The following is a 22,531-nucleotide window of genomic DNA, read 5'->3' on the forward strand; positions in this document are numbered from 1 at the left end:
ATACCCTGATGTTAGTTACGTTGCCGCGAAGGTGACCCAGGCCCAGACCATCGCCACATAGGTCAGGTTGTGCAGGCACTGATCCAGCCCAGCCGCACGCCAGAATGCGGCCTGCGTGGGCTCAAGTTGTTTCTTGTCTGAATAGCTGGCTTTCACGAAATCGATATTGAAGTGAATGACCCATTCAAGCAATTCGACAATCAGGATAAACAACAGAGGCGCGCCGAAAGCGGCAAACACGATGACAGAGCCCGCAACATGAACTGCTGCGTGCTGCGCGCGTCCCAAGTGAAAATACTCGCCTCTGCCAGAGAGCATCTTCGGTGTCTGGAGGTAGTAGTCAGCGAACATATGCTTGATCTGTAAAAGGCAAAGCATAAGTAGCACTGCGCCAATACTGGCAGTCAAAAGAACCCTCCCGATATCGTTCAAAACTGACTTTAGGCAATAACACGGCCATGCGTAAATGAACTAGTTCACATAAGATAAAGAAAATTCTCAGGTGGGAAAAAAATTGCATAACGTGTCAGTATGGCAGTAAATTCAAACTGTTGAATTTGGGCGCACGGCGTCCGGGCCGTGTTATCGGCCAGCAGTAGGGGCAGGTTCCATAGAACGCACGATTTTCCGCTTTATCTGGAAATACTCCAAACGCGATCAGCTGATCCTGCTGGCTGTGACGGCGACGTTGTTTCCGTTGCTCTATCTTACACTGGAGTTGCCCAAGCGTATCATCAACGACGCAATCGGTTCGACAACGGCCGAAGTGGATGTCTGGGGTTATACGCTTTCACAGACGAATTTCCTGATTATTTTGTGTTTTGTTTTCTTGGCTGCAGTGCTGGCGCACGGGCTGATGAAAATGCGCATCAACACCATGAAGGGTGTGCTGAGCGAACGCATGCTGCGACGGTTTCGGTATCAGCTGGTCAGCCGCGCGCTTCTTTTTCCGCAACCTTATTTCGAACGGGTCAGCCAAGGTGAAATGGTCTCGATGATCACGGCTGAAAGCGAACCAATGGGGGGGCTGATGGGCGATGCGATCAGCCAGCCGGTTCTGCAAGCCGGTCAGATGATCACCATCCTTTCTTTCCTGTTCTTGCAAAGCTTTTGGTTCGGGCTGGCCGCTGTCGCCCTGATCCCGGTACAGGCCTGGTTAATCCCCAAATTACAACGCCAGATCAACCTGTTGAACAAGAAACGCATTCAGGAAGTACGGGCGTTGGCTGCCCAGATCGGCGAAAACGCGGCAGGGGCGTCAACCCTACGCAGCAATGGCGGTTGGCGCTATCGCAGGGCTATGGTTTCCGATCAATTGGGGCGGCTTTTCACGATCCGCTTTGAGATTTACCAGAAGAAGTTCTTTATGAAGTTCATAAACAACTTCATCTCGCAGCTGACACCATTCATGTTCTACCTGATTGGTGGCCTTCTGGTGTTGCAGGGTTCGGTTTCGCTGGGGGCATTGGTTGCCGCGCTGGCGGCGTACAAGGATCTGAGCTCACCCTGGAAAGAGCTGTTGACCTATTACAACCAAACCCAGGACATGTCGTTGCGCTGGGAAATCGTCGTTGACCGTTTCGATCCGGCCGGATTGAAGGATGAAGTGCTGTTCGAGGGCGAACCAGCAGAGCGCCCCCACCTGAGCGGCGATATCGTGTTGAATCACGTTTCAGTTCGCGACATGGACGGAAATCAGGTGCTGGATGATCTGAATCTTACTTTTCCCGGTGGCAAGACGATTGGTATCGCCGCACCCAGCGAAGAGGATCGGCGCGCCATGGGTGAGCTGCTGACCCGCGAGATTTTGCCCGCTGCCGGCACGGTTCAGGTTGGGGATCTGAACCTGGCAGATCTGCATCAGGGCGTTGTGGCCGCGCGTATCGGGTACGCAACGTCCCGCCCGGTCATGTTTCAGGGAACGTTGGGTGACAACGTGATGATGCCGATGCGATTCAAACCCTTGGCTGAATCCTCAGACGACCCTGATTTTGCCGAGACTTTGCGGGCTGGAAACAGCATGGATCCGTTCAGGGTGGAATGGCTTGACCCGGCGCTGGCCGGGTTCGAAGACGCGACGGCGTTGCGCGACTGGTGGTTGCAGCTGATTGATGGAATGGGGTCCGGTGCAGCCTTGTTTCGGCGCGGTGCCGAACAAAGCTTTGTTGCGACCGAACACTGCGAACTGGCAAGGAAACTGGTCGAGCTGCGCCCGCTTGTTCGGCGGGCGGTCCATGACGCGGGTCTTGAGCAGCAGGCGCTGATATTCGACCGTAATGCTTACAACCCGGCGCTGCCTGTTGCCGAGAACCTGCTTTTTGCGACGCCCCGCGTGCCGGTGACGCAGGCGTTGCTTGCCCGGCAGAAGGTTTTTCTCATGCAGTTGCGAGAGCTGGGGCTGGATGAGACGCTGATCGCCCTGACCCGTGACGTGATCGAGATGCTGCGACAGATCTTCGGGTTCGACGGAACCGACCATCCGTTGTTCCGCAAGCTGGGTCTTGATGCAAAGACTTATGAGGCAGCTGTGGAGCTGGTTGAACAGACCCGCAAAGAGGGAACATCAGGGCTGGATGACGAACAGCTGGCCAGTATGTTGGCCGTGCCTTTCGTCGTCTCGGCTGAGCAGATTGGCCCGGCTTTCACGGATGAGCTGAAAGACCGCATTCTGGAACTGAGGCAGAGTCATTCGGATAAGCTGTTGGAAAGCCTCAAGGACGCATTTGTTCCGCTGGATCCGGAAGATTTCGCGCCTGGATTGACGGTCATGGAAAACGCGCTGTTCGGCAAGGTCAGCCAGATAGGCGGCGCGCGATCGGATGAGGCCCGCAAGGTCATTGTCGACGTGTTGGAGGAGAACGGTGCGCGTCCTTTGGTGGTCGAGCTGATTTATGACATTCCGGTTGCTTTGGGTGGGCAGAGCCTTCCGGCGGTTTTTGCCGAACCGCTGGCGTTTACCCGCGCGACAATCAAGAAGCCAGATATCCTGATCCTGGAGCAGGCATTGGCCAGTTACGACATGAAAACGCAGGTATCGGTTTACAAGAAGCTGCGCGAGTTGCTGCCGGATGCCACGGTGTTCTACCTCAATGACCAGTTCGAAAACCCGGACGTATTCGACATGTTCGTGGAAATCCGGCAAGGTCGTGTCGTCTCGGATGGAGGACCGGTAGACGTGGGAAAAGACAGCGCATCTTCAGCAGATCTGGCGCGGAAACTGCGCGCGCTGGAGCAGACCCCCTTGTTTTCGGGTCTGGACCGGAGGCAATTGCGCCTTCTGGCTTTTGGGGCGCAATGGTTCGATGCCAAGCCTGGGCAGGTGGTGTTCCTGAAAGATGATCAGCCCACCGATGGCGCATATGTAGTGCTGGAGGGAGAGGCAGGCCTGTACCTGCCACAGGAAGATGGACCCGATCAGTTGATCACCACCGTGGGGCCGGGCGCATTGGTGGGTGAACTTGGTCTGATCCGCAAAGAACCACGCGCGCTGAGCATGATAGCCGAAACACAACTATCCTGCCTTAGGATCGGTGAGGAAGAATTCCTGGCCGTTGTGGAAAACGATGCGGCAACCGCGTTCAAGCTGATGCAGGTGATCGCCGGTTACGTGTCCAATTAGGCGTGATCAGCTGGCAGGCTCGCAGAACAGCTCGTACAGCAGACCGATCATCTGCGCTGCATTTCCATCGCTTAGCGAATAATAGATCGTTTTGCCATCTCTTCGGGTGGTGACAAATCCTTCCTCCCGCAGACGGGCCAACATTTGGCTGACGGCGGCTTGTCGCAATTGCAGCAAATCCTCAAGCTGGCCTACCGATTTCTCGCCATTCCCAAGGTGGCACAGGATCATCAGGCGCCCTTCATGCGCCAGTGTCTTGAGAAATGCAGCCGCGCGGGCAGCATTTTCTTTCATTTCTGATGGTGTGTCCGAGGTGTGTGCCTGAGGTTCGGTTTCTAGGAGTGTCACGTTTTGACCGTTGTGCCGTTAATCTTGGGTCAATATGCCTCAAACCCGTCTGTGTTGTCACCCCTCGGTTGCAGGGGCACCGCCCTGAAAAGCATTGCCATTAACGTAATCGCACGGCTCTTCCTGCATCTGCAAGTGCAAGCCGCGACCTTCATACGGGTGCGCGCGGGCCAGGTCTTCGTCGACATCGATCCCAAGTCCTGGCGCTGTCGGAGCGATCACGAAGCCGTCCTCTATCTGAATGGAACCTTTGATCAGCTGGTTGTGGAACGGTGTTTCAATGGTTTCCAGCAACAGCAGGTTCGGGATCGACGCGGCCAGGTGGATATTGGCGGCCCATTCGACCGGTCCAGCATAAAGATGTGGCGCCATCTGAGCATTGAATATCTCTGCTATAGCGGCGACTTTCTTCATCTCCCAGATTCCTCCGGCTCGCCCCAGCGCCGGTTGTAGGATTTCCGCAGCCCCGGCGCGCAGAACGGCTCCAAACTCGGCCTTGGTTGTCATGCGCTCTCCGGTGGCGATGGGGATACGGACGTTGCGGGCGACACGGGCCATGTCTTCGATCATATCAGGTGGCGTGGGTTCTTCGAACCATAGGGGCTGATATGGTTCCAGCGCCTGCCCCAGCCTAATGGCACCGGCCGTGTTGAACTGCCCGTGTGTGCCAAACAGCAGGTCGGCCTTGTCCCCTACGGCTTCGCGAATTGCCTTACAAAAGGCGACGGACATGGAAATGTCACTCATCGCGGGCATGTGGCCGCCATGGATTGTATAAGGGCCCGCCGGGTCGAATTTTACAGCGGTATAGCCGCGTCGCACCATTTCAGCGGCTGTTTCACCCGCTTGTTCGGGAGAGGTCCAGAAGTCGGTCAGATTGTGATGCGGCAAAGGGTAGAGGTAAGTGTAGGAGCGAATTCGCTCGTTCACCTTGCCGCCCAACAGGGCGTAAACCGGGCGGTCGCGATCCTTGCCCAGAATATCCCAACAGGCGATCTCCAACCCCGAGAATGCGCCCATCACCGTCAGGTCGGGGCGCTGCGTGAAGCCGCTGGAATAGGCACGGCGGAACATAAGCTCGATGTTTTCGGGGTTCTCGCCCAGCATGTGCCGTTCGAACACATCCCGGATGACGTGGCGCATCGCCTCGGGTCCGACGGACGAGGCATAGCATTCGCCCCAACCGGTTATGCCGGTGTCTGTCGTCAGTTTGACCAATATCCAGTATCGCCCCCCCCAACCCGGAGCGGGTGGGGCGGTGACGATGATGTCGAGATCCTGCAGTTTCATCTCAGTTCCTCCGAGCCGGGAGATCAGGTTCTGTCGAACAGGATCACGTTGCGCTTGGCAGATCCGGTTTTGGTATCGGCAATGGCCTCGTTGATCTGATCCAGCGACCAGCGGCCCGAGATCAGCTCGTCCAGTTTCAACCGACCCTGCTCGTAAAGGTCGATCATCCAGGGGATGTCCCGCTGAATAACCACATCACCCATTTTCGAGCCGACAACACCCTGGCCGAGGGCTGCCAGAACAACCGGTTCATAGCTGGCCATGCCGCCCGAATGCGGCATTCCGATCATGATGGCCTTACCGCCGCGGCCAAGATAACGCGGGGCCTGATCATAGGCGGCGATTGCGCCGACCGTAATCAGAACCGCATCGGCACCGCGTCCGCCAAGGGCTTTGAACGCTGCCTTCCAGGGTTCTTTCAGGCTGGCCAGCACGCCATGGGTCGCGCCGAACTCCTTCGCGATTTCCAGCTTTTCTTCAGTCATGTCCACGGCCACGATCCGCCGTGCACCCGCGATCCGTGCGCCTTGAATGGCGTTCAGGCCAACACCACCCGCACCGATAACAACGACATCCTGACCCGGACGCAAATTGGCGGCGTTTACAGCAGCGCCGACCCCGGTGATCACCCCGCAAGACAGAAGGCTGGCCAGGTCTTTGGGCAGGCTTTCGGGTATCCTGACGATCTGCCGATGGCTCACCACAACTTTTTCGGCAAACGCGCCGCAGGCCATGGCCTGTTCCAGCGGACCGCCGTCAGCCGTTTTTAGCGGGCCTTTGACGGTGTCGTAAGGTGTTTCGCAATTTGTCGGGTGCCCTCCGGCACAGGTGGGGCAGGACCCGCACGCGCGGATCAGCGTCACAACCACAGGCTCGCCAATCCTGAAGTCCCCGGCGGCCTCTCCAACTGCGGAGATCACACCTGCGGCTTCGTGTCCGTAAACGGCGGGCAGGAACCCTCCCCAGGCACCTTCGGCATAGGATATATCTGAATGGCAGATGGCCACTGCATCCAGCGTCACTTCGACTTCGCCCGTGCCGGGGGGCGCCAGCTGAACCTCTTCGATAACCAGGGGTTCGCCGAATGCCCGGCAGACTGCGGCTTTGATTGTTTGCATGTTTTCCCTCATTCCCGTTGGCCCCACGGTGGCGTGGGAAAGCGTTGATCGCAAGGCGGAAACCGCCATGTGAGTGTCGTTGTTAAGCCACGACAGGCGGGGACCGGCGAAACAAAACGAACCCGGCCAGCATCAGCGCCAGTGCCAGCAGGAAAGGAGCACCCGGCAGGTACAGCGGTGTGTCGGGGCGAATGAACTGCGCAAATACGCTGGTCATGACCAGGGGCGAGATTACCATCGAAAGCGCGTGGAGCGCGGCGAGGACGCCCTGCAACTCTCCTTGCTGCGAATCTGGTGTCGCTTTGGACATCATTGCCTGAAGTGCTGGTGTGGTGATTGCCCCGATTGCGGTGATTGGGATGAACAAAAGCGCAATGAACCCGTTGGTCAGAAAGGCCAGAATTGCGAAACTAAGAATTTCAAAACCCATCCCGTAGATGATGGCACCCCTTTCGCCGCACAATCGGATTGCGGGGCGGATCAGACCGCCCTGCACAACGGCCATGCCGACCCCATAGACGCCCAGTGACAGGCCGATCATCTGAGGGGACCATCCGAACCGCTCGGTGGTGAAAAAGGACCAGATAGCGGGGTAGACGTAGATTGAGACCGAATACAGAAAGTAGGCCCACAGCATAGGTCGGATACCGGGCAGTGCAGCAATGGCGCGCAGCGAATTCACCGGGTTGGCGCGGCGCAGGTTGAAGGCGCGCCGGGTCTTGTCGGTCACGGTTTCAGGCATCACGAAGCAGCCGATGGCAAAGATCAGTGCCACCAGACCTGCCGCAGCCCAAAACGGGGCACGGGTTCCATATTCGCTGAGCAACCCGCCGATCACTGGTCCGAGCACAAATCCGACGCCAAAGGCCGCCCCTAACAGGCCAAAGTTTGCGGCCTTGTCCTTGGGATCGGAAATATCCGCCATGAACGCGGCGGCGGTGGAATGCGTGGCTGCAGTAATACCGCCGACAATACGACCGGCCAGCAACAGCCAGATACTGCCCGCCACTGCCATAACCATATAATCAAGCGCCATGACGAACAGCGACAGCAGCAGCACAGTTCTGCGGCCATAGGCGTCGGACAGGTTTCCAAGGATTGGACCAAAGATGAATTGCATCGCCGCAAAAGCGGTACTCAGCACTCCACCCCAGATCGCCGCATTGGCAAGCGAACTGCCCTGCACATCAACAATCAGTTGCGGCATGATCGGCATAACCAGACCAATGCCCATTGCGTCGATCATGACGATGCTGAGGATGAAGAGTGATGGCAGGCGCATGGAACTCGGGCTGGTGATCTGTTCGTGGCACCCTAGGCACAGTCACCGAATGTGGGAAGACAGAGTTTTGCGTGCAGTCCGCCGCATCACTCAAATTTGCTTGCCAATTCGCTCAGCAATCCGGCCAGTTCCTGTGGATGCGAGAAAAACGGAGAATGCGAACTGTCGATGGTTCGCCGCAGGTCCTTCGGGATAAACGCGCACATGTCCGCCTGATATTCCGCGGGGATCGTTCGGTCATCTGTGGTGCGGATATAGGCCTTGGGCACTTCGTTGAAATTCGTGCCGACCGGCAGTGGTGTTTCCTGGGGGCGAATGGCCTGTGGGCACAGGCGCGCATAGGCATAAGGCAGGATATCGTCAGGGCAATCGTGGTAGAACAGCTTTGGGATGGCATCTACCGACACGGTGTAAGACAGCCCGTCAGACGATTTGTCAATCGCGTGGGCAATTGTCTGCTGCGGGCCGCGTCTGCGCATTTCTGCCAGCGAAAGGCCATCGTGAGGCACGTAGGCGCACAGAAAGATCAGGGCGCGCATGGCGTCCGGTCGAGCTTCGGCGGCGGCGCTGATCGGATACCCGCCCCACGAGTGACCCACGACAATCGTATCGGGCGTACAGGCGTTCAGAACGGCATCGCGGCAATTTTCCAGCGTCACCTCGGACACCGGCGTTGGATCTGCACCATGGCTGGGCAAGTCGATGGCCCGGGCCGAATGTCCCAAAGCTTCCAGCGCGGGGATCAGGTCGCGCCAGCACCAGGCTCCGTGGCAGGAGCCGTGGACCAACAGGAAAGACGCCATCGCTGTTCTCCTTCAGATATGCCCGATATCGGTCAGAAACCGGGTCAGGATTGCTGCGTATTCTGCGGGTTTCTCGACGCAGGGCAAATGGCCAGCTCTGCGGATCAGTTCGAACCGCGATCCGGGGATCAGGTCGACAGTTTCGCGCACCAGATCGGGCGGGGTCGAGCCGTCCTCGCTTCCGGCGATGCCAAGCGTGGGAAGGCGCAGGCCGCTTGTGGGTGTATAGAAGTCGGTCCCGGCGACAGCAGCGCAACAGCCCAGATATCCGTCAAGCGGTTGGCTGATCATCATGTCGCGCCATGGCAGGTGGTTTTGCGCTGCGCGGAAATCACGGGAAAACCAGCGTTCCATCGTGGCGTCTGCCACCGCTTCAATCCTGCCGCGACGCACAGCGTCGATCCGATCCTGCCAGACTGCGGGTGTGGCGATTTTGGCAGCGGTGTTCGACAGAACTTGCGCACGTATCTGATCCATACGTTTGACGGCCAGCCCCTGTGCGATCATCCCGCCAATGGACAGGCCGACAAAAACGCAGTCGCGAACCTTCAGGTGATCCAGCAGCGACTCGGCATCGCGGATCAGGGCGCCCATAGAATAAGGTGCCGGTGGAACCGATGATTGCCCATGCCCGCGTTTGTCATACCGGATGATACGCAACCCTTTGGGCAGGTGCGGTAACACTGCGTCCCATATGTGCAGGTTTGTTCCCAATGAGTTGGCAAAAACCAGTGGCGCGCCGTCCGCCGCACCATCGACACGGTAGTTCAGTTTCACGTCGCCCAGATCAGCGATCATCATGACTCAGGTCCTTGCAGCCCCGGCGTTCCAGGTGCAACTTGCACAGGTTTGGGATGCCTGTCAGGTCAGGAATTCCAACGCCCTGGAAAAAACATCCGGATCGACGTTACCACCCGATGTGACCACGATCACGTCGTCGCCCTCGATCTCGTCGCCCCGGAACAGGGCCGAGGCCAATGCGACTGCGCCGCCGGGCTCCAGCACGATCTTGAGGCGCAGGAAAGCAAGTGCCATGGCCCGCAAGGCCTCTTCTTCGGTCACCGAAATACCGGGCCCGCAAAGACGGTTTAGGATGGGAAAGGTGATGTCGCCGGGTTGCGGTGTCAGGATGGCATCGCAAATATTGCCTGATGCCGCGTTGTTGTTCTGAATCCGTCCCGTCGCCAGTGATCGTTTGACGTCATCGAACCCTTCCGGTTCGCACGGGCGAGCCCTTAGGTCGGGGGCGTGTTTTTCCAATGCCAGTGCAATGCCAGAGGTGAGGCCGCCACCGCCGCAACAGACCAGAACATCCGCCTGAGATAACCCAAGTTCCGCGGCCTGTCTGGCGATTTCCAAGCCGGTGGTACCTTGCCCGGCAATCACCTGAGGTTCGTCATATGGCCGGATCAGAGTCAGCCCGCGTTCGGCGGCGATGGTCTCCCCGATCTCTTCACGGCTTTCGTTTGCACGGTCGAAAAGAACGACCTCACCTCCAAGCGCGCGGGTGTTTTCGATTTTCAGGTGTGGCGCGTCCGACGGCATGACAATGACCGAAGCAATACCGTGTTTCGCCGCCGCCATCGCAACGCCTTGTGCGTGATTGCCCGAAGAATATGCAATCACGCCGCGCTGGCGTGTGTCTTCATCCAGCGCGGATATGGCAGACCAAGCTCCCCGAAACTTGAAACTGCCCGTATGTTGCAGGCATTCCGGCTTGACCCAAATCCGGCGCCCGGCGATCGCGTCAAGAAATGGCGACGACAGAATTGGTGTCTCGCGGACATGTCCTTTAAGCCGTATGGCCGCGGCTTCGATCATTTCAAATGTGCTCATGCAGCGTTCTTCAATACCTTTTTGATGACATCCAGAGATTGCGGCTCATTCAGGAATGGAACATGCCCGCGATCCGGTACTTCGGCCGAGATCAGACCGGGATGCCGCCGGTGCATCTTAGCCAGTGTTTCTGCGCTCAGAACGTCCGAGTTTGCGCCCCTGATCGCGCCGCATGGAATATTGCGCAGCGCTTCAAAAAACAACCAATAGTCGGGTATAGCACCGCTCGCGGCCTGTTCCAGAAGCGCCTTGCGCAGGGCCGGATCATAGCGCAGCGCCAGCCCGTCCCTTTGTTGTTCGTATTGAATTTCGGCCTGTTTGCGCCAGATCTCCAGCGGAACCCTGGGAAATTGCGGCTCCATCATATGTTTCAGGGCGGCAGCAGCTTCGTCATGGGTTTTCGCGGTGGGTTGCGCGCCCACATAGGCCATGATCTTGGCGATGCCTGACGTCTCGATGACGGGCCCCACATCGTTTAGGATCACACCGACCAAACGTTCGGGGTGGCTTGCTGCCAGTGCCATGGCAATCAGCCCGCCCCGCGAGGTGCCCAGAATGACCGCTTTTTCGATGCCCAGAATATCCAGCAGTTCAATCGCGTCATGGGATTCACGAAAGATGTTGTAGTTCATGAAATCGGGATCGTAGTCCGAGCGGCCGCGCCCCCTGTAATCCATCGCAATCATGCGCAGTTCAGTGGCATGTGGTGCGAAATACGAAAAATCCCGGCTGTTCCTAGTCAATCCGGCCAGACACAAAAGCGGCGTGCCCGATCCATGGTCTTCGAAATAGATGCGCTTGCCGTCCGAAGTCGTAAAGTCTGACATCAAAGACCAGCCAGCTTGGGAATGGTGGTCAAATCAGACAGAACATGCGCTGGCGTCCACGGCAGCCGGTCCATTGGTTCCCCGATCCGATTAACCCAGACGGTGACAAAACCATAACCGCTGGCCCCCGCGGCATCCCAGCCGTTTGAACTGACGAACAAGACTTCGTCGCGGGCGCAGTCAAACCTGTTCTGAACCAGATCATAGACACGGGAATGGGGCTTGAAGACCCCAACGCTTTCGACCGACAGCACGTCATCCAGCACATCGCCGATCCCGGCGGACTGAACAGCACCGTCCAGCATGGGCGGTGATCCGTTGGACAGGATGGCAGTCTGCATCCCGCCATCCTTGAGGGTTTTCAACATGGCAGGAACTTCGGGATAGGCCTGCAACTCCCAATAAAGATCCAGCAAGCGTTGGCGCAGTTCAGGGTTGCCCTGCAGGCCTGCAGCTTCCAGCGCCCAGTCCAGCCCGTCCTGCGTGACATCCCAGAAGTCCGCATGCGCATCAGCCACTGCACGCAGCCACGTGTATTGCAATTGCTTCAGGCGCCAATGTCCCGCGACCTCGGGCCATTTGTCTTTCAGTGCTTCGAATCCAGGTTCGCTTGCCGCCTGCCGGGCGGCGGCCGCAACATCAAACAGTGTTCCGTAGGCGTCGAACACGCAGGTCGTGACTGCCATATGACCCTCCTTTGATTGCGCGCAGGTTGGCACAACACGGAATGGGGGGAAAGGGCCAAGGGTTTACAACTTTGTGTCAATCTCTAGGGTTGGCCGCTTAACCCCTAAAACGGCCGGAGGCCACTATGACCGAAATCAAGCAAGGCGACACGGTTCGCATCCATTACACAGGGACATTGCTGGATGGCAAAGTCTTTGACAGCTCGGATGGGCGCGATCCGTTGGAGTTCGTGGTTGGATCGGGTCAGATTATTCCCGGTCTGGACAGTGCCATGCCCGGTTTGTCCGCAGGTGACAAGAAACGGGTCGAGATTGCCTGTACCGACGCCTACGGCCCGATCAATCCTGCGATGCGTCAGGAAATCCCCCGTGAGGGTATTCCCGAGGATATTCCGCTAGATCCGGGCACTCAACTGCAGATGCAGACACCTGACGGTCAGGCCGTACCAGTGACAGTTGTGGACGCCAACGAAGCGACTGTAACTCTGGATGGGAATCATCCGTTGGCCGGACAGGATCTGGTGTTTGAGATTGAAGTCATCTCGATCAATTGAGACTTAGTTCGGGTTGGAAATCCTGCACGGACTTCAGCCGATCAAAGCTTCAACAGCTGCACGTACCTGTGGCTGGGTGAAAAAGACAAACACCAGCAGCAATGAAGTCAGCGCGAGCAGCAGCACTCTGGCCCGCTGGCTGAGGAAACCGGACTTCTTCCGGCTTTGCACCGACCGTGCGTTGTTTGCAATGATTTGATCTAGCTTGCTCATATCGAAGTCCTGCCGCCCAAAGATGGTGAAATCTTGGCGGCGGCAGGGAAAGATATGGTCACATGAAATCGGGTTGTGGCATGCCCAGAACGTGGAAACCACCGTCAACTCGGATGATTTCACCAGACGTGCAGGCACCCGCATCAGATGTCAGGTAAACTGCGGTCCCGCCAACAGCTTCCAGTGTGGCATTCGAACGCATCGGCGCATTCTGATCACAGAACTTGTATGTCCTGCGCGCTCCGCCAATGGCCGCACCGGCAAGGGTTTTCATCGGCCCAGGTGAGATTGCGTTCACGCGGATACCATCCGGGCCAAGGTCATTGGCCAGATAACGGGTCGCCGATTCCAGCGCAGCCTTGGCAACACCCATGACGTTGTAGTTCGGTACGACCCGGTTTGATCCCTGATAAGTCAGCGTCAGCAGCGAGCCCCCATTGTCCTTCATCATCGGATAGGCGCGGCGCGCCACCTCGATGAAAGAATAGGCCGACACGTCCATCGAGTGTTTGAAGTTCGCCCGCGTGGTATTCAGAAACCGGCCTGTCAGCTCGGACTTATCCGAATACGCAATGGCATGAACAACAAAGTCGATGGTGGGCCAACGCTGAGCCAGCTCACCAAAGGCGCGATCCAGTGACTCGTCGTCGGTCACATCGGCATCCACCATGAAATCACTGCCCAAGCTTTGAGCGAGAGGTTCCAACCGCTTGCCGAACGCTTCGCCCTGATAGGTGAAGGCCAGTTCTGCGCCTGCCTCGTGCATGGCCTTGGCAATGCCCCACGCGATTGAGCGGTCATTGGCCACGCCCATGATCAGGCCGCGTTTACCTTTGAGAAGATCCGACATCACTTTCACCCGTTATACTTAGACAGAATCATGGACCCGTTAGTGCCGCCAAAGCCGAAGCTGTTGGTCATGACACTGTCCAGTCCTGCGTTTTCAACCACTTCAGTTGCAATTTCACCGGGCAAGATGCCTTGGGCGAGTGTGTCGACATTGATCGACGGCGTAATGAAATCATTGTCCAGCATGAGTAAGCAGAAGATCGCCTCAAGCGCTCCTGCCGCGCCTTGCGCGTGGCCAGTCATTGATTTGGTCGAGGAAATCGGCGGTACATTGCCTTCACCGAAGATGCGGCGCACAGCCTCTACTTCGCCCACGTCACCGACAGGGGTCGAGGTCCCATGTGCATTGATATAGCCGACCTTACGACCTTCGGGCAGTGTGTCCAGCGCCAGCCGCATCGCGCGCTCGCCGCCTTCACCTGAAGGGGCCACCATATCATGGCCATCCGAAGTGGCAGCATAGCCGGTGACTTCGGCATAAATCTTTGCGCCGCGGGCCAGAGCGTGCTCCAACTCTTCCAGAACGAGGATGCCGCCGCCACCGGAAATCACAAACCCGTCACGGTTTTCGTCAAACGCGCGCGAGGCTTTCTCGGGCGTGTCATTGTATTTCGACGACATCGCGCCCATCGCATCGAACAGACACGAAAGCGTCCAGTCCAGTTCTTCGCCGCCGCCAGCAAACATGACGTCCTGTTTGCCCAGCATGATCTGTTCGGCCGCGTTGCCGATGCAATGCAGCGAGGTCGAGCAGGCCGAGGTGATCGAATAGTTGATACCCTTGATCTTGAACGCGGTCGCCAGGTTTGCCGAAATTGTCGAGCACATACATTTTGGCACGGCGAACGGCCCTATCCGTTTGGTTGCACCGGTGCTCAGAACCGTCTGATGCGCGGTCAGCATCGCGCTTGTCGACGGGCCGCCGGATCCGGCCACCAAACCTGTACGCGGGTTGACTACCTGGTCCTCGGTCAGACCGGAATCTGCAATGGCCTGAGACATGGCGATATGAGCGTAAGCCGCGCCCGGACCCATGAAGCGCAGGGTGCGTTTGTCTACGTGTTCAGCCACGTCAATCTTGAGCGTTCCCGCGATCTGACTGCGAAACCCGTGTTCTGCCATCTGTTCGCTGGCTTCGATCCCGGATTTACCTGCTTTGAGCGAGGCCAGAACCTCTTGGGCATTATTCCCGATCGAAGACACTACCCCCAGACCGGTGACGACTACTCGACGCATGTGCGCACTCCTTATTTCGGGTCGTACAGGCTCAGGCCTCGGACAGAACGACCTTCATATCTTTGACATCATAGATCATCTCGCCATCGGCTTCGACGATTCCATCTGCCACACCCATGGTCAGGCGACGTGTCTGAATCGCTTTTTTGAAATCGATTTTATACGTTAGCATCTTGCGGTCCGGACGAACCATACCGGTCAGTTTCACTTCGCCCACGCCAACGGCCATGCCGCGCCCTTGCCATCCACGCCAACCCAGGTTGAAACCGGTCAGCTGCCATAGACCGTCAAGGCCAAGGCAACCCGGCATAATCGGGTTGCCTGGAAAATGGCAGTCAAAGAACCAAAGGTCAGGGGTGATATCGAACTCGGCCAGCACATGGCCTTTGCCGTGCAGGCCACCATCATCCGAGATGTCGGTGATCCGGTCCATCATCAGCATTGGCGGGGCGGGCAATTGTGCATTGCCGGGGCCAAATAATTCGCCGCGGGCGCATTTCAGCAGATCGTCTTTGTCAAAACTGCTCGGGAACTGGGCCATTCTTGCCGCCTCTCCTGCCGTGGGTCCGTTCGTAATATCTGGCCTCGTCTAGCACCCGTTTGCAAGGTCCTGCAAGAGCAGCGGCCACATCATGTTGTGTATACCGCGTTCTTTGCGAATGAATTTCATTTGAAATTGCCAACCATGCGCTCCTATATATAATGGAAGTCACTATGGGTATTGGATCAATGACACCGCAGAGCGGCGATATAGCTACAGGTTGGCTGGTGAACGCTGGCCTGCGTCCGACGCGTCAGCGTGTGGCGTTGGCCGAGCTTTTAGTGGGCGATGGCCGCCATCGTCACGTTACCGCCGAGAGCCTGTTTGAATCGGCCAAGGCGAATGGTGACGCTGTATCACTGGCGACGGTTTACAATACCCTGCGCGCGTTTTGCGACGCTGGCGTTCTGCAGGAAATCACTGTGGACGGGTCAAAAAGCTATTTCGACACGAACACGCATGATCACCCTCATTTTTATTGGGAAGACGAGGCACGCCTGAGTGATGCGCCATCGGACCAATTGGTGATCCAGCGCCTGCCCGAAGCGCCCGAAGGGGTCGAGATTGCCTCGGTTGACGTTGTCATTCGCCTGCGCAAAAAGTAGCGCCAACACCGCCGTTCAAACTCGCCAACAACAAACGTTCAACCTGATCAATGGTCGCGTCAGCGGGCCCTGTTCCGTGGCGCGCAAGAACAACGGATTCAGTTGCGTCCTGATTGCTGATCGGAACACTGACAAGACGTCTGTTGTCATAACTGACCGCGTTGAGCGGGCTGGTATAGCTGATCCCGATCCCTTCGCCATGGGCGGCAAGACTGCGCTGAATCTCGATCGATGCTGCCCTATGTGCGACAGTCGGGTGCAGACCGTTGCGCCGAAAGAGACTGAGGATGTGTTGTGCCGACCAGCCTTCTGTTGACAGGATCAACGGGTGAGCAGCCAAGTCAGCCAGTGAGACCGTGCCCGCTGTCGCCAATAGATGATCTGGGGGGATAAGGGCCTTTGGCCGACTGTCGAACAGTTTTGCTCGTGTGAACCCCGCATCCATTGTCAGCTCGTAAGTGATGGCAATATCGATCTGGCCATCAATCAATCTGTTCAGCAGCCCTTCGAAGGAGGCGGCAAAGTAAGTGATAGTGATGTTTGGAAAAGCATTGCGCAAATGGTGCAGGGCGGGTGCCAGCAGGAATGGGGCGAGGTCCGTAAAACACCCCAGTCTTAGACGTGTCGTGCCCGGCGATGGAGTTTCTGATGACTCGATTTGGGCTGCGTCTTTCAGAAGGGTCTCGGCCTGATCGATGAATTTTCGCCCCTGAGGCGTCAGCGCCATGGCCGAGCCTCGGCGGCGGATAAACAGCGGGTGTCCCAAATGTGCTTCGACACGCGTCAGGGCTGTGGACAGGGCCGGTTGCGATACATTCAGGTATTGTGCGGCTGCGGACAGGCTGCCGTGGCGCCCGACCGCGCAAACATATTCGTACTGACGCAGTGAAATGTATAACATAAAGTTAATTATAACTTCGAAAGATATGATTTGAACAGAACACTCCTTCAACGCAAAAGATTGGAAAACGAATGGAGACCCGGATGCCTCACCCGCTTGTAACTCAAGAGATGATCACAACGTATCAGGATGATGGCGTCGTTCTGATCAAAGGGCTGTTTGCAGATTATGTGGATCAACTGCGCGACGGCATTGCCGCGAATATGGCAGAGCCTGGCCCGTATGCATCAGAAAACAAGAAAGAGGGTCAAACGGGTCTGTTCTTTGACGATTATTGCAACTGGACCCGCATCCCGCAGTTCCGCGAGGTGATCGAAAACTCGCCCGCGGCCGAGGTCGCAGCGGACCTGATGCAGTCGAAAAGTGTTCAGGTGTTTCACGACCACGTATTGGTAAAAGAGCCCGGGACATCCATGGCCACGCCCTGGCATCAGGATGGCCCATATTACTTCGTTGAGGGTCAGCAAACCATCAGCTTCTGGTCTCCGCTGGATCCGGTCAGGCAGGCGACGTTGCGCTGTGTCGCGGGCTCTCACCGGTGGGAGAAAGAGGTGCTGCCAACCCGCTGGGTTTCTGAGGAAGGTTTTTTCCCGGATGAAGGCCAGTACATCCCCGTACCGGACCCGGATGCCGAGGGCATGAAGGTCGTCGAATTCGAAATGGACCCCGGTGACGCCGTTGCCTTCAATTATCGCACCCTTCACGGTGCGCGAGGAAACCACTCGGACAGCCGTCGCCGCGCCTTTTCTCTGCGGCTGGTCGGCGATGACGCAAGGTATGTAGAGCGTCCAGGCAGAACCTCTCCACCGTTTCCCGGCCATGACATGACGCCGGGGCAGCGTCTGCGAGAAGACTGGTTTCCGGTCCTGTTTCAGCGCTGAGGCGCTTCAGAACCATTGGCCTGATTCGATCAGGCCCAGATCCAGCAGCTGCCGCGAGTGCCATTCAAAAGGCACGGAGTTGCGCCAGCTAAAACTTGGAATGTCAAAAGTCGACCCGGCATTTGTTTTGAGCGCCTTCGCGGCGCGGAAGGAACAGATAGCCGCGGTCACGTTGTGATGCCATGGGCAGGAATAGGTATTGTATTCCGGCTCATTGAACGTGTGGTCGGATTTCAGGATCAGGCCCTTTTGCGCCTTGAACAGGGCGATGCGGTCGATGCGACGGCGTTCATAGGGAATGTGATCCTCGAACCGCCAGCGCAAGCCACCTGACAGGTCCACCTGACGGTCCAGTGGTTGGCCATCAGGGTCGTGGCGTGATTGGGCGTAGTAACCCGTTTTGTCGAACAAAGCCTGTTCGGGGGCGACACCGTTGGGAAAAGCGGTCAGGTCCTCGGCATAAAGGTCGATGACGTAGCTCAGCATCGCATTGCGGCGTTCTTCGCTGTGAAAGGCCAGCATTTCGCCAATGCTGCGCGTTTCGCAAAACGGAAAGAACAGGTATTCGGCGTTATAGCAGTAATACATCCAGATGCCGGGTGCGGCCTGAATTATTCTGTTCAGGGTATCGAAAACCACCGTTCGGGGAACGCATTTCAAGGTGACCCGATGCACTCGGTCGGTCAACGCGGGCTCTAGTCGGAACTCCTGAGGCATGAAGGCGATAACGGATTTGAACCCTAGCTTCAGATGGTGATGCAGAGTGCTTTCCAACTCGACCTCGTCCTCGGCAAAGACCATCGCAATGGGGCCTTGCGCCATTGCGGGCTGCCCGGCTTTCAGGAAATGGTCGAGGGAATCGTATTGCATCGGCTGTTTTCGGTTTTGTCTTGCTGGAAAGTTCCGCCAAATTCGGGTAATTGCGCCCGCATTGCAAGCGGCGTTCGAAGCAGATAGACGACGCCGGTCCAGCGAATGCAAAGGCCCGTCTCATGTCCGAACCGAAGAAGCTGTTTATCAAGACCTATGGCTGTCAGATGAATGTCTATGACAGCGAACGCATGTCCGAGGCGCTGGGCGGGCAGGGTTATGTTGAAACCCAGACCCCCGAAGATGCGGATATGATCCTGCTGAACACCTGCCACATCCGCGAGAAAGCGGCAGAGAAAGTGTATTCCGAACTGGGGCGCTTCAAGGGTCTGAAGGCCGAGAAGCCTGATTTGAAAATCGGCGTGGCGGGCTGTGTCGCTCAGGCTGAAGGCGAAGAGATCATGCGCCGCCAGCCGCTGGTTGATCTGGTGGTCGGTCCGCAAAGCTATCACCGCCTGCCCGAGATGGAGGCAAAGACCCGAGCGGGCGAAAAGGCGCTGGACACGGATTTCCCCGAAGAGGACAAGTTCGAAAAACTGAAAAACCGCCCCAAGGCCAAGCGCGGCCCGACGGCGTTTCTGACTGTTCAGGAGGGCTGTGATAAATTCTGCGCCTTCTGCGTGGTTCCTTATACGCGCGGTGCTGAAGTCAGCCGTCCAGCGGATCGCATCATCCGCGAAGCCAATGATCTGGTCGAGCGCGGGGTGCGCGAGATCACGTTGCTGGGCCAAAACGTCAACGCCTATCACGGTGCCGGGGCAAATGGTGACATTACACTTGCCGGCTTGATCTGGGAATTGAACAAGGTCGACGGGCTGGAACGCATCCGCTTTACGACCTCGCACCCGAACGACATGGCCGACGACCTGATCGAGGCGCATGGCACCTGTGACAAGCTGATGCCCTATCTACACTTGCCGGTTCAGTCGGGTTCGGACCGTATCCTCAAGCGGATGAACCGCAGCCATACGGCGGAAAGCTATCTGCGGCTGGTCGAACGCATTCGCGCGGCGCGGCCTGATATCGTGATGTCGGGAGACTTTATCGTTGGTTTCCCCGAAGAAACCGAAGATGATTTTCAGGCCACGATGGATTTGGTCGAAGAGGTCAAATACGGCTACGCCTATTCCTTCAAATACTCCACACGTCCGGGAACCCCAGCGGCTGAACGAGCCCAGGTTGATCCGGCAGTGTCAGATGAACGGTTGCAGCGGCTTCAGGCCTTGATCACGCGTCATCAGCGAGAAATTCAGGACGGTATGGTTGGACGCACAGTCCGCGTTCTTTTCGAGAAACCGGGTCGCCTGCCCGAACAGATGGTTGGAAAGTCCGAATACCTGCATTCGGTGCACGTAAAAGGACCAGAGATCGCCACGGGTGACTTGAGAGAGGTCCGGATCACTGCGTCGGGGGCGAATTCTCTGGCCGGTGAGTTGCTGTAGATCGGTGTTTACACCTCCCGGACACCATAGTTGGTGTTTGTTTCCAAAATTTACCCTTGATTTATTGCTTGGAACTATGCTCCGAGAGGAGCCATGGTTTTCGGGGCGCAAGGATTTGCGCCTGCAAATCGGCAATATGCCGGTCCCGGAAAACGGGATGAGGGAGGTACGAGTGACGACTTTCAATAGCTTTACGAGCCTGAGCAGGTTGAAAACGCTGACACTAACTGCCGCTGTTACACTGATTGCCAGCGCATCCATTGCCGGTGATTTGAAAGGTGAGATAAGCGATCCGGAAGTGGTCAGCCCGAAAAGATTCAGCAGCGATGTCAGTGCTTTTTATCTGGGGCTTACTGGTGGTTATGGCGCTGGTGGGGACGATCGATTTGGCCTGACAACACCCGGCGGACAGTTTGATATCGGTGATCAGGATTTGTCGGGAGCATCCGGGGGTTTCCGGGGCGGCTGGCGTGGCATTTTACCTGCAAGGGAAGGGCGCGACTATGTCTACGGCTTCGAAATCGGGTATGAATTCGGATCTCTTGACGACACTGTCAGCAGGCGGATCGGCAGCGTCAATGTGCAGGGCGGAACAAAGATATCGGATGTTCTGGCAGTCCGATTTCGCAATGGTCTGACGAACCGCAGCGGACGAATTCTGTATTTTTTTAGCGTCGGATATCTGTGGGGCGATGTGGAAACAACCAACAGTATTGCATCGGCCACCTCGGTTCAGAATTTCCCGGTGTCAGATCGGCGGAACGGCTATTCGGCAAGCATAGGGGCCGAGCATAGGTTGTCCGACAATTGGTCGATTACGGGCGAATATGAATATGTCCAGTTCCAATCAAAAGACATCCAGTTCAGTTCTGGCTTCTCCACAAAGTCCACACCAAAATACAGCGGATTAAGATTCGGGCTGAATTACACCTTCTGATGTTCATCCAATCGGCAACCAATCACCGTTAAATCGGCTGTTATGACATCTCAGCATTTATTTTTTAAACTGTGGCTTGCGCCTACCAAGATTTGTTGTCTACGCTCGGGGTGAACAGCCAAGACAGGAGAGCGGATTGGCCATCGGTGCCCTGACCCCACCGCAAGATGAAATGCCCCAACACGAGGCGTTCGTAGAATTTCCCGACAACCGATTGCTGATTGACCTGTGCGGTGAATATGACCGCAATCTGGCTGAGATCGAAACCAAGCTTTCGGTCCAGATTGTACGCCGCGGCAATCAGCTTGTTGTGATGGGCGATGAAGATGCTCAGAAACAGGCGGTTGAGGTGCTTCAATCGCTTTACACTCGGCTTGAAGGTGGGCGCGAGGTTGAGGCCGCAGACGTCGATCGCGAGTTGCGGATGGGTGTTTCGGAACAGGGAACCGGTAGCCGCGATGGCGATCAGCTTGAGATGTTCAAGGGCGGTTCGGTCGAGATCAAAACCCGCAAGAAGTTGGTTGAACCGCGCACCGACGCCCAGAAAGCCTATGTCCAGTCACTGTTCAAGAATGAGCTGGCCTTTGGAATTGGTCCGGCGGGGACGGGTAAGACCTATCTGGCGGTGGCGGTCGGGGTTTCGATGTTCATCGGCGGGCATGTGGACCGAATCATCCTGAGCCGTCCGGCGGTCGAGGCGGGCGAAAAACTGGGCTATCTGCCGGGTGACATGAAGGACAAGGTCGACCCTTACATGCAGCCGCTTTATGACGCGCTGAACGATTTTCTGCCCGGAAAACAGTTGGCCAAGCTGATCGAAGAAAAACGAATCGAAATCGCTCCGCTGGCCTTTATGCGCGGTCGTACGCTGGCCAACGCATTTGTGGTTCTGGATGAAGCGCAAAACGCCACCACGATGCAGATGAAGATGTTCCTGACCCGTCTGGGCGAAGGAAGCCGCATGGTCATAACTGGCGACCGGTCACAGGTCGATTTGCCGCGTGGCGTTCAATCGGGCTTGGCGGATGCTGAGAGGTTGTTGAAAACAATCCCGAATATCAGCTTCAACTACTTCACCTCGAAAGACGTGGTGCGTCACCCGCTTGTCGCTGCGATCATCGAGGCGTATGAGGCCGATGCGGGCCGTGAAACCACGTGAACACATAGCCCGCTAACGAGGCTGTTGCGCGGTAAGATGACCCTGGAACTCATTTTCGAAGACGAAAGGTGGCAAGATCTTGAGGTCTTGTCACAAAAGGCGATTAACGCCGTTCTGACCCATTGCGGATTGGCCCCGGAGCAGTGCGAAGTCAGTATATTGGGATGCAACGATGCGCGGATTTCAGAACTGAACGCTGAATTTCGCGGTAAACCGACGCCCACCAATGTGCTGAGCTGGCCTGCGGAAGACCTAGCTCCGGATGAGCCAGGGCAATCACCACGCCTGCCAGAGCCGGATTTTACCGGCGAGATTGTTCTGGGCGATATTGCGATTTCCTATGACACCTGTGCCCGCGAGGCGGCCGAGGCCAACAAGGCAATGAGTGACCATGTGACCCATTTGCTTGTTCACGGAACGTTGCATTTGCTGGGTTATGATCACATTCGTGACCCCGATGCCACCTTGATGGAAGGGATTGAGGTCAAGATACTTGGCAAATTGGGTATTGATGACCCATATAAGGTATAATGT

General features: G+C 56.9%; 24 protein-coding genes. 8 read left to right on the forward strand and 16 right to left on the reverse strand.

Annotation, left to right across the window (positions count from 1 at the left end; translation table 11 throughout):
* Positions 1–15 precede the first annotated feature (15 nt).
* The gene (locus AC2FLU_RS13025) at positions 16–378 is read right to left on the reverse strand and encodes a DUF3307 domain-containing protein (protein WP_480473810.1); all 363 of its coding nucleotides are present in this window, start codon (positions 376–378) and stop codon (positions 16–18) included.
* 244 nt (positions 379–622) lie between these two features.
* On the opposite strand from AC2FLU_RS13025, the gene AC2FLU_RS13030 reads away from it, so the two are divergent.
* Complete coding sequence (locus tag AC2FLU_RS13030) at positions 623–3,619, forward strand: cyclic nucleotide-binding domain-containing protein (protein ID WP_496715087.1); 2,997 nt, start codon at positions 623–625, stop codon at positions 3,617–3,619.
* Positions 3,620–3,625: 6 nt separating this feature from the next.
* On the opposite strand, the gene AC2FLU_RS13035 is transcribed toward AC2FLU_RS13030, so the two are convergent.
* The 9 genes from AC2FLU_RS13035 to AC2FLU_RS13075 form a co-directional block, all read right to left on the reverse strand.
* Entirely contained in the window at positions 3,626–3,913 is a 288-nt protein-coding gene (locus AC2FLU_RS13035; RefSeq protein WP_480473809.1) for an ArsR/SmtB family transcription factor, read from the reverse strand.
* Between the two features lie 111 nt (positions 3,914–4,024).
* Positions 4,025–5,257, reverse strand: coding sequence for a mandelate racemase/muconate lactonizing enzyme family protein (locus AC2FLU_RS13040; protein ID WP_480518703.1), 1,233 nt, complete (start codon positions 5,255–5,257; stop codon positions 4,025–4,027).
* 23 nt (positions 5,258–5,280) lie between these two features.
* A complete protein-coding gene (locus tag AC2FLU_RS13045) occupies positions 5,281–6,375 on the reverse strand; it encodes a Zn-dependent alcohol dehydrogenase (RefSeq protein ID WP_496808812.1) in 1,095 nt (364 codons plus the stop codon).
* 82 nt (positions 6,376–6,457) lie between these two features.
* Positions 6,458–7,657, reverse strand: a complete 1,200-nt coding sequence (locus AC2FLU_RS13050; protein ID WP_496808813.1) for a TCR/Tet family MFS transporter — start codon at positions 7,655–7,657, stop codon at positions 6,458–6,460.
* 86 nt (positions 7,658–7,743) lie between these two features.
* Positions 7,744–8,460: an alpha/beta fold hydrolase gene (locus AC2FLU_RS13055; protein ID WP_480546291.1), complete on the reverse strand. Its 717-nt coding sequence runs from the start codon at positions 8,458–8,460 to the stop codon at positions 7,744–7,746.
* A gap of 12 nt (positions 8,461–8,472) precedes the next feature.
* Positions 8,473–9,261, reverse strand: a complete 789-nt coding sequence (gene pcaD / locus AC2FLU_RS13060; RefSeq protein WP_496808814.1) for a 3-oxoadipate enol-lactonase — start codon at positions 9,259–9,261, stop codon at positions 8,473–8,475.
* A 60-nt stretch (positions 9,262–9,321) separates the two neighbouring features.
* Positions 9,322–10,296, reverse strand: coding sequence for a threonine ammonia-lyase (locus tag AC2FLU_RS13065; RefSeq protein ID WP_496808815.1), 975 nt, complete (start codon positions 10,294–10,296; stop codon positions 9,322–9,324).
* On the reverse strand, positions 10,293–11,123 hold the full coding sequence (locus AC2FLU_RS13070) for an alpha/beta fold hydrolase (protein WP_496808816.1): 831 nt from the start codon (positions 11,121–11,123) through the stop codon (positions 10,293–10,295). Before AC2FLU_RS13070 ends, AC2FLU_RS13065 begins: the two co-directional genes overlap by 4 nt.
* Positions 11,123–11,809: a haloacid dehalogenase type II gene (locus tag AC2FLU_RS13075; protein ID WP_480473801.1), complete on the reverse strand. Its 687-nt coding sequence runs from the start codon at positions 11,807–11,809 to the stop codon at positions 11,123–11,125. Before AC2FLU_RS13075 ends, AC2FLU_RS13070 begins: the two co-directional genes overlap by 1 nt.
* A 125-nt stretch (positions 11,810–11,934) precedes the next feature.
* Here AC2FLU_RS13075 and AC2FLU_RS13080 point away from each other — a divergent pair, with 125 nt between their 5' ends.
* Positions 11,935–12,363 (forward strand): FKBP-type peptidyl-prolyl cis-trans isomerase, encoded by a 429-nt coding sequence (locus AC2FLU_RS13080; RefSeq protein WP_480554540.1) that lies wholly within the window; start codon positions 11,935–11,937, stop codon positions 12,361–12,363.
* 33 nt (positions 12,364–12,396) lie between these two features.
* On the opposite strand, the gene AC2FLU_RS13085 is transcribed toward AC2FLU_RS13080, so the two are convergent.
* Genes AC2FLU_RS13085 through fabA form a run of 4 tightly spaced genes read right to left on the reverse strand, consistent with a single transcriptional unit; the run spans position 12,397 to position 15,202 of the window.
* A complete protein-coding gene (locus AC2FLU_RS13085) occupies positions 12,397–12,576 on the reverse strand; it encodes a hypothetical protein (protein WP_267366102.1) in 180 nt (59 codons plus the stop codon).
* A gap of 58 nt (positions 12,577–12,634) precedes the next feature.
* The gene (locus AC2FLU_RS13090) at positions 12,635–13,426 is read right to left on the reverse strand and encodes an enoyl-ACP reductase FabI (protein ID WP_267366101.1); all 792 of its coding nucleotides are present in this window, start codon (positions 13,424–13,426) and stop codon (positions 12,635–12,637) included.
* 5 nt (positions 13,427–13,431) lie between these two features.
* Positions 13,432–14,661 carry a beta-ketoacyl-ACP synthase I gene (gene fabB, locus AC2FLU_RS13095; RefSeq protein ID WP_480518720.1) on the reverse strand — a complete coding sequence of 410 codons (1,230 nt, stop codon included), beginning with the start codon at positions 14,659–14,661 and terminating at the stop codon, positions 13,432–13,434.
* Positions 14,662–14,692: 31 nt separating this feature from the next.
* Positions 14,693–15,202 (reverse strand): bifunctional 3-hydroxydecanoyl-ACP dehydratase/trans-2-decenoyl-ACP isomerase, encoded by a 510-nt coding sequence (gene fabA, locus AC2FLU_RS13100; RefSeq protein WP_209598228.1) that lies wholly within the window; start codon positions 15,200–15,202, stop codon positions 14,693–14,695.
* A 188-nt stretch (positions 15,203–15,390) separates the two neighbouring features.
* Here fabA and irrA point away from each other — a divergent pair, with 188 nt between their 5' ends.
* Positions 15,391–15,807: an iron response transcriptional regulator IrrA gene (gene irrA, locus AC2FLU_RS13105; protein ID WP_267366106.1), complete on the forward strand. Its 417-nt coding sequence runs from the start codon at positions 15,391–15,393 to the stop codon at positions 15,805–15,807.
* Here irrA and AC2FLU_RS13110 read toward each other — a convergent pair.
* Positions 15,785–16,708, reverse strand: coding sequence for a LysR family transcriptional regulator (locus AC2FLU_RS13110; RefSeq protein WP_496808817.1), 924 nt, complete (start codon positions 16,706–16,708; stop codon positions 15,785–15,787). The two genes, irrA and AC2FLU_RS13110, sit on opposite strands and share 23 nt — an antisense overlap.
* An 83-nt stretch (positions 16,709–16,791) precedes the next feature.
* Here AC2FLU_RS13110 and AC2FLU_RS13115 point away from each other — a divergent pair, with 83 nt between their 5' ends.
* Entirely contained in the window at positions 16,792–17,589 is a 798-nt protein-coding gene (locus tag AC2FLU_RS13115; protein ID WP_480494864.1) for a phytanoyl-CoA dioxygenase family protein, read from the forward strand.
* Between the two features lie 6 nt (positions 17,590–17,595).
* Here the strand turns inward: AC2FLU_RS13115 and AC2FLU_RS13120 are convergent, their stop codons facing one another.
* Positions 17,596–18,459: a hypothetical protein gene (locus AC2FLU_RS13120; protein WP_496808818.1), complete on the reverse strand. Its 864-nt coding sequence runs from the start codon at positions 18,457–18,459 to the stop codon at positions 17,596–17,598.
* A gap of 122 nt (positions 18,460–18,581) precedes the next feature.
* On the opposite strand from AC2FLU_RS13120, the gene miaB reads away from it, so the two are divergent.
* The 4 genes from miaB (at position 18,582) to ybeY (ending at position 22,528) form a co-directional block, all read left to right on the forward strand.
* The gene (miaB, locus tag AC2FLU_RS13125) at positions 18,582–19,901 is read left to right on the forward strand and encodes a tRNA (N6-isopentenyl adenosine(37)-C2)-methylthiotransferase MiaB (RefSeq protein ID WP_480554536.1); all 1,320 of its coding nucleotides are present in this window, start codon (positions 18,582–18,584) and stop codon (positions 19,899–19,901) included.
* Between the two features lie 115 nt (positions 19,902–20,016).
* Entirely contained in the window at positions 20,017–20,838 is an 822-nt protein-coding gene (locus tag AC2FLU_RS13130; protein ID WP_496812003.1) for an outer membrane protein, read from the forward strand.
* A 136-nt stretch (positions 20,839–20,974) separates the two neighbouring features.
* Positions 20,975–21,997 carry a PhoH family protein gene (locus AC2FLU_RS13135; protein WP_480494855.1) on the forward strand — a complete coding sequence of 341 codons (1,023 nt, stop codon included), beginning with the start codon at positions 20,975–20,977 and terminating at the stop codon, positions 21,995–21,997.
* Positions 21,998–22,033: 36 nt separating this feature from the next.
* Complete coding sequence (ybeY, locus tag AC2FLU_RS13140) at positions 22,034–22,528, forward strand: rRNA maturation RNase YbeY (RefSeq protein ID WP_480473791.1); 495 nt, start codon at positions 22,034–22,036, stop codon at positions 22,526–22,528.
* Positions 22,529–22,531 lie beyond the last annotated feature (3 nt).

It is taken from the genome of Ruegeria sp. SAZD013 (genome assembly GCF_059612525.1).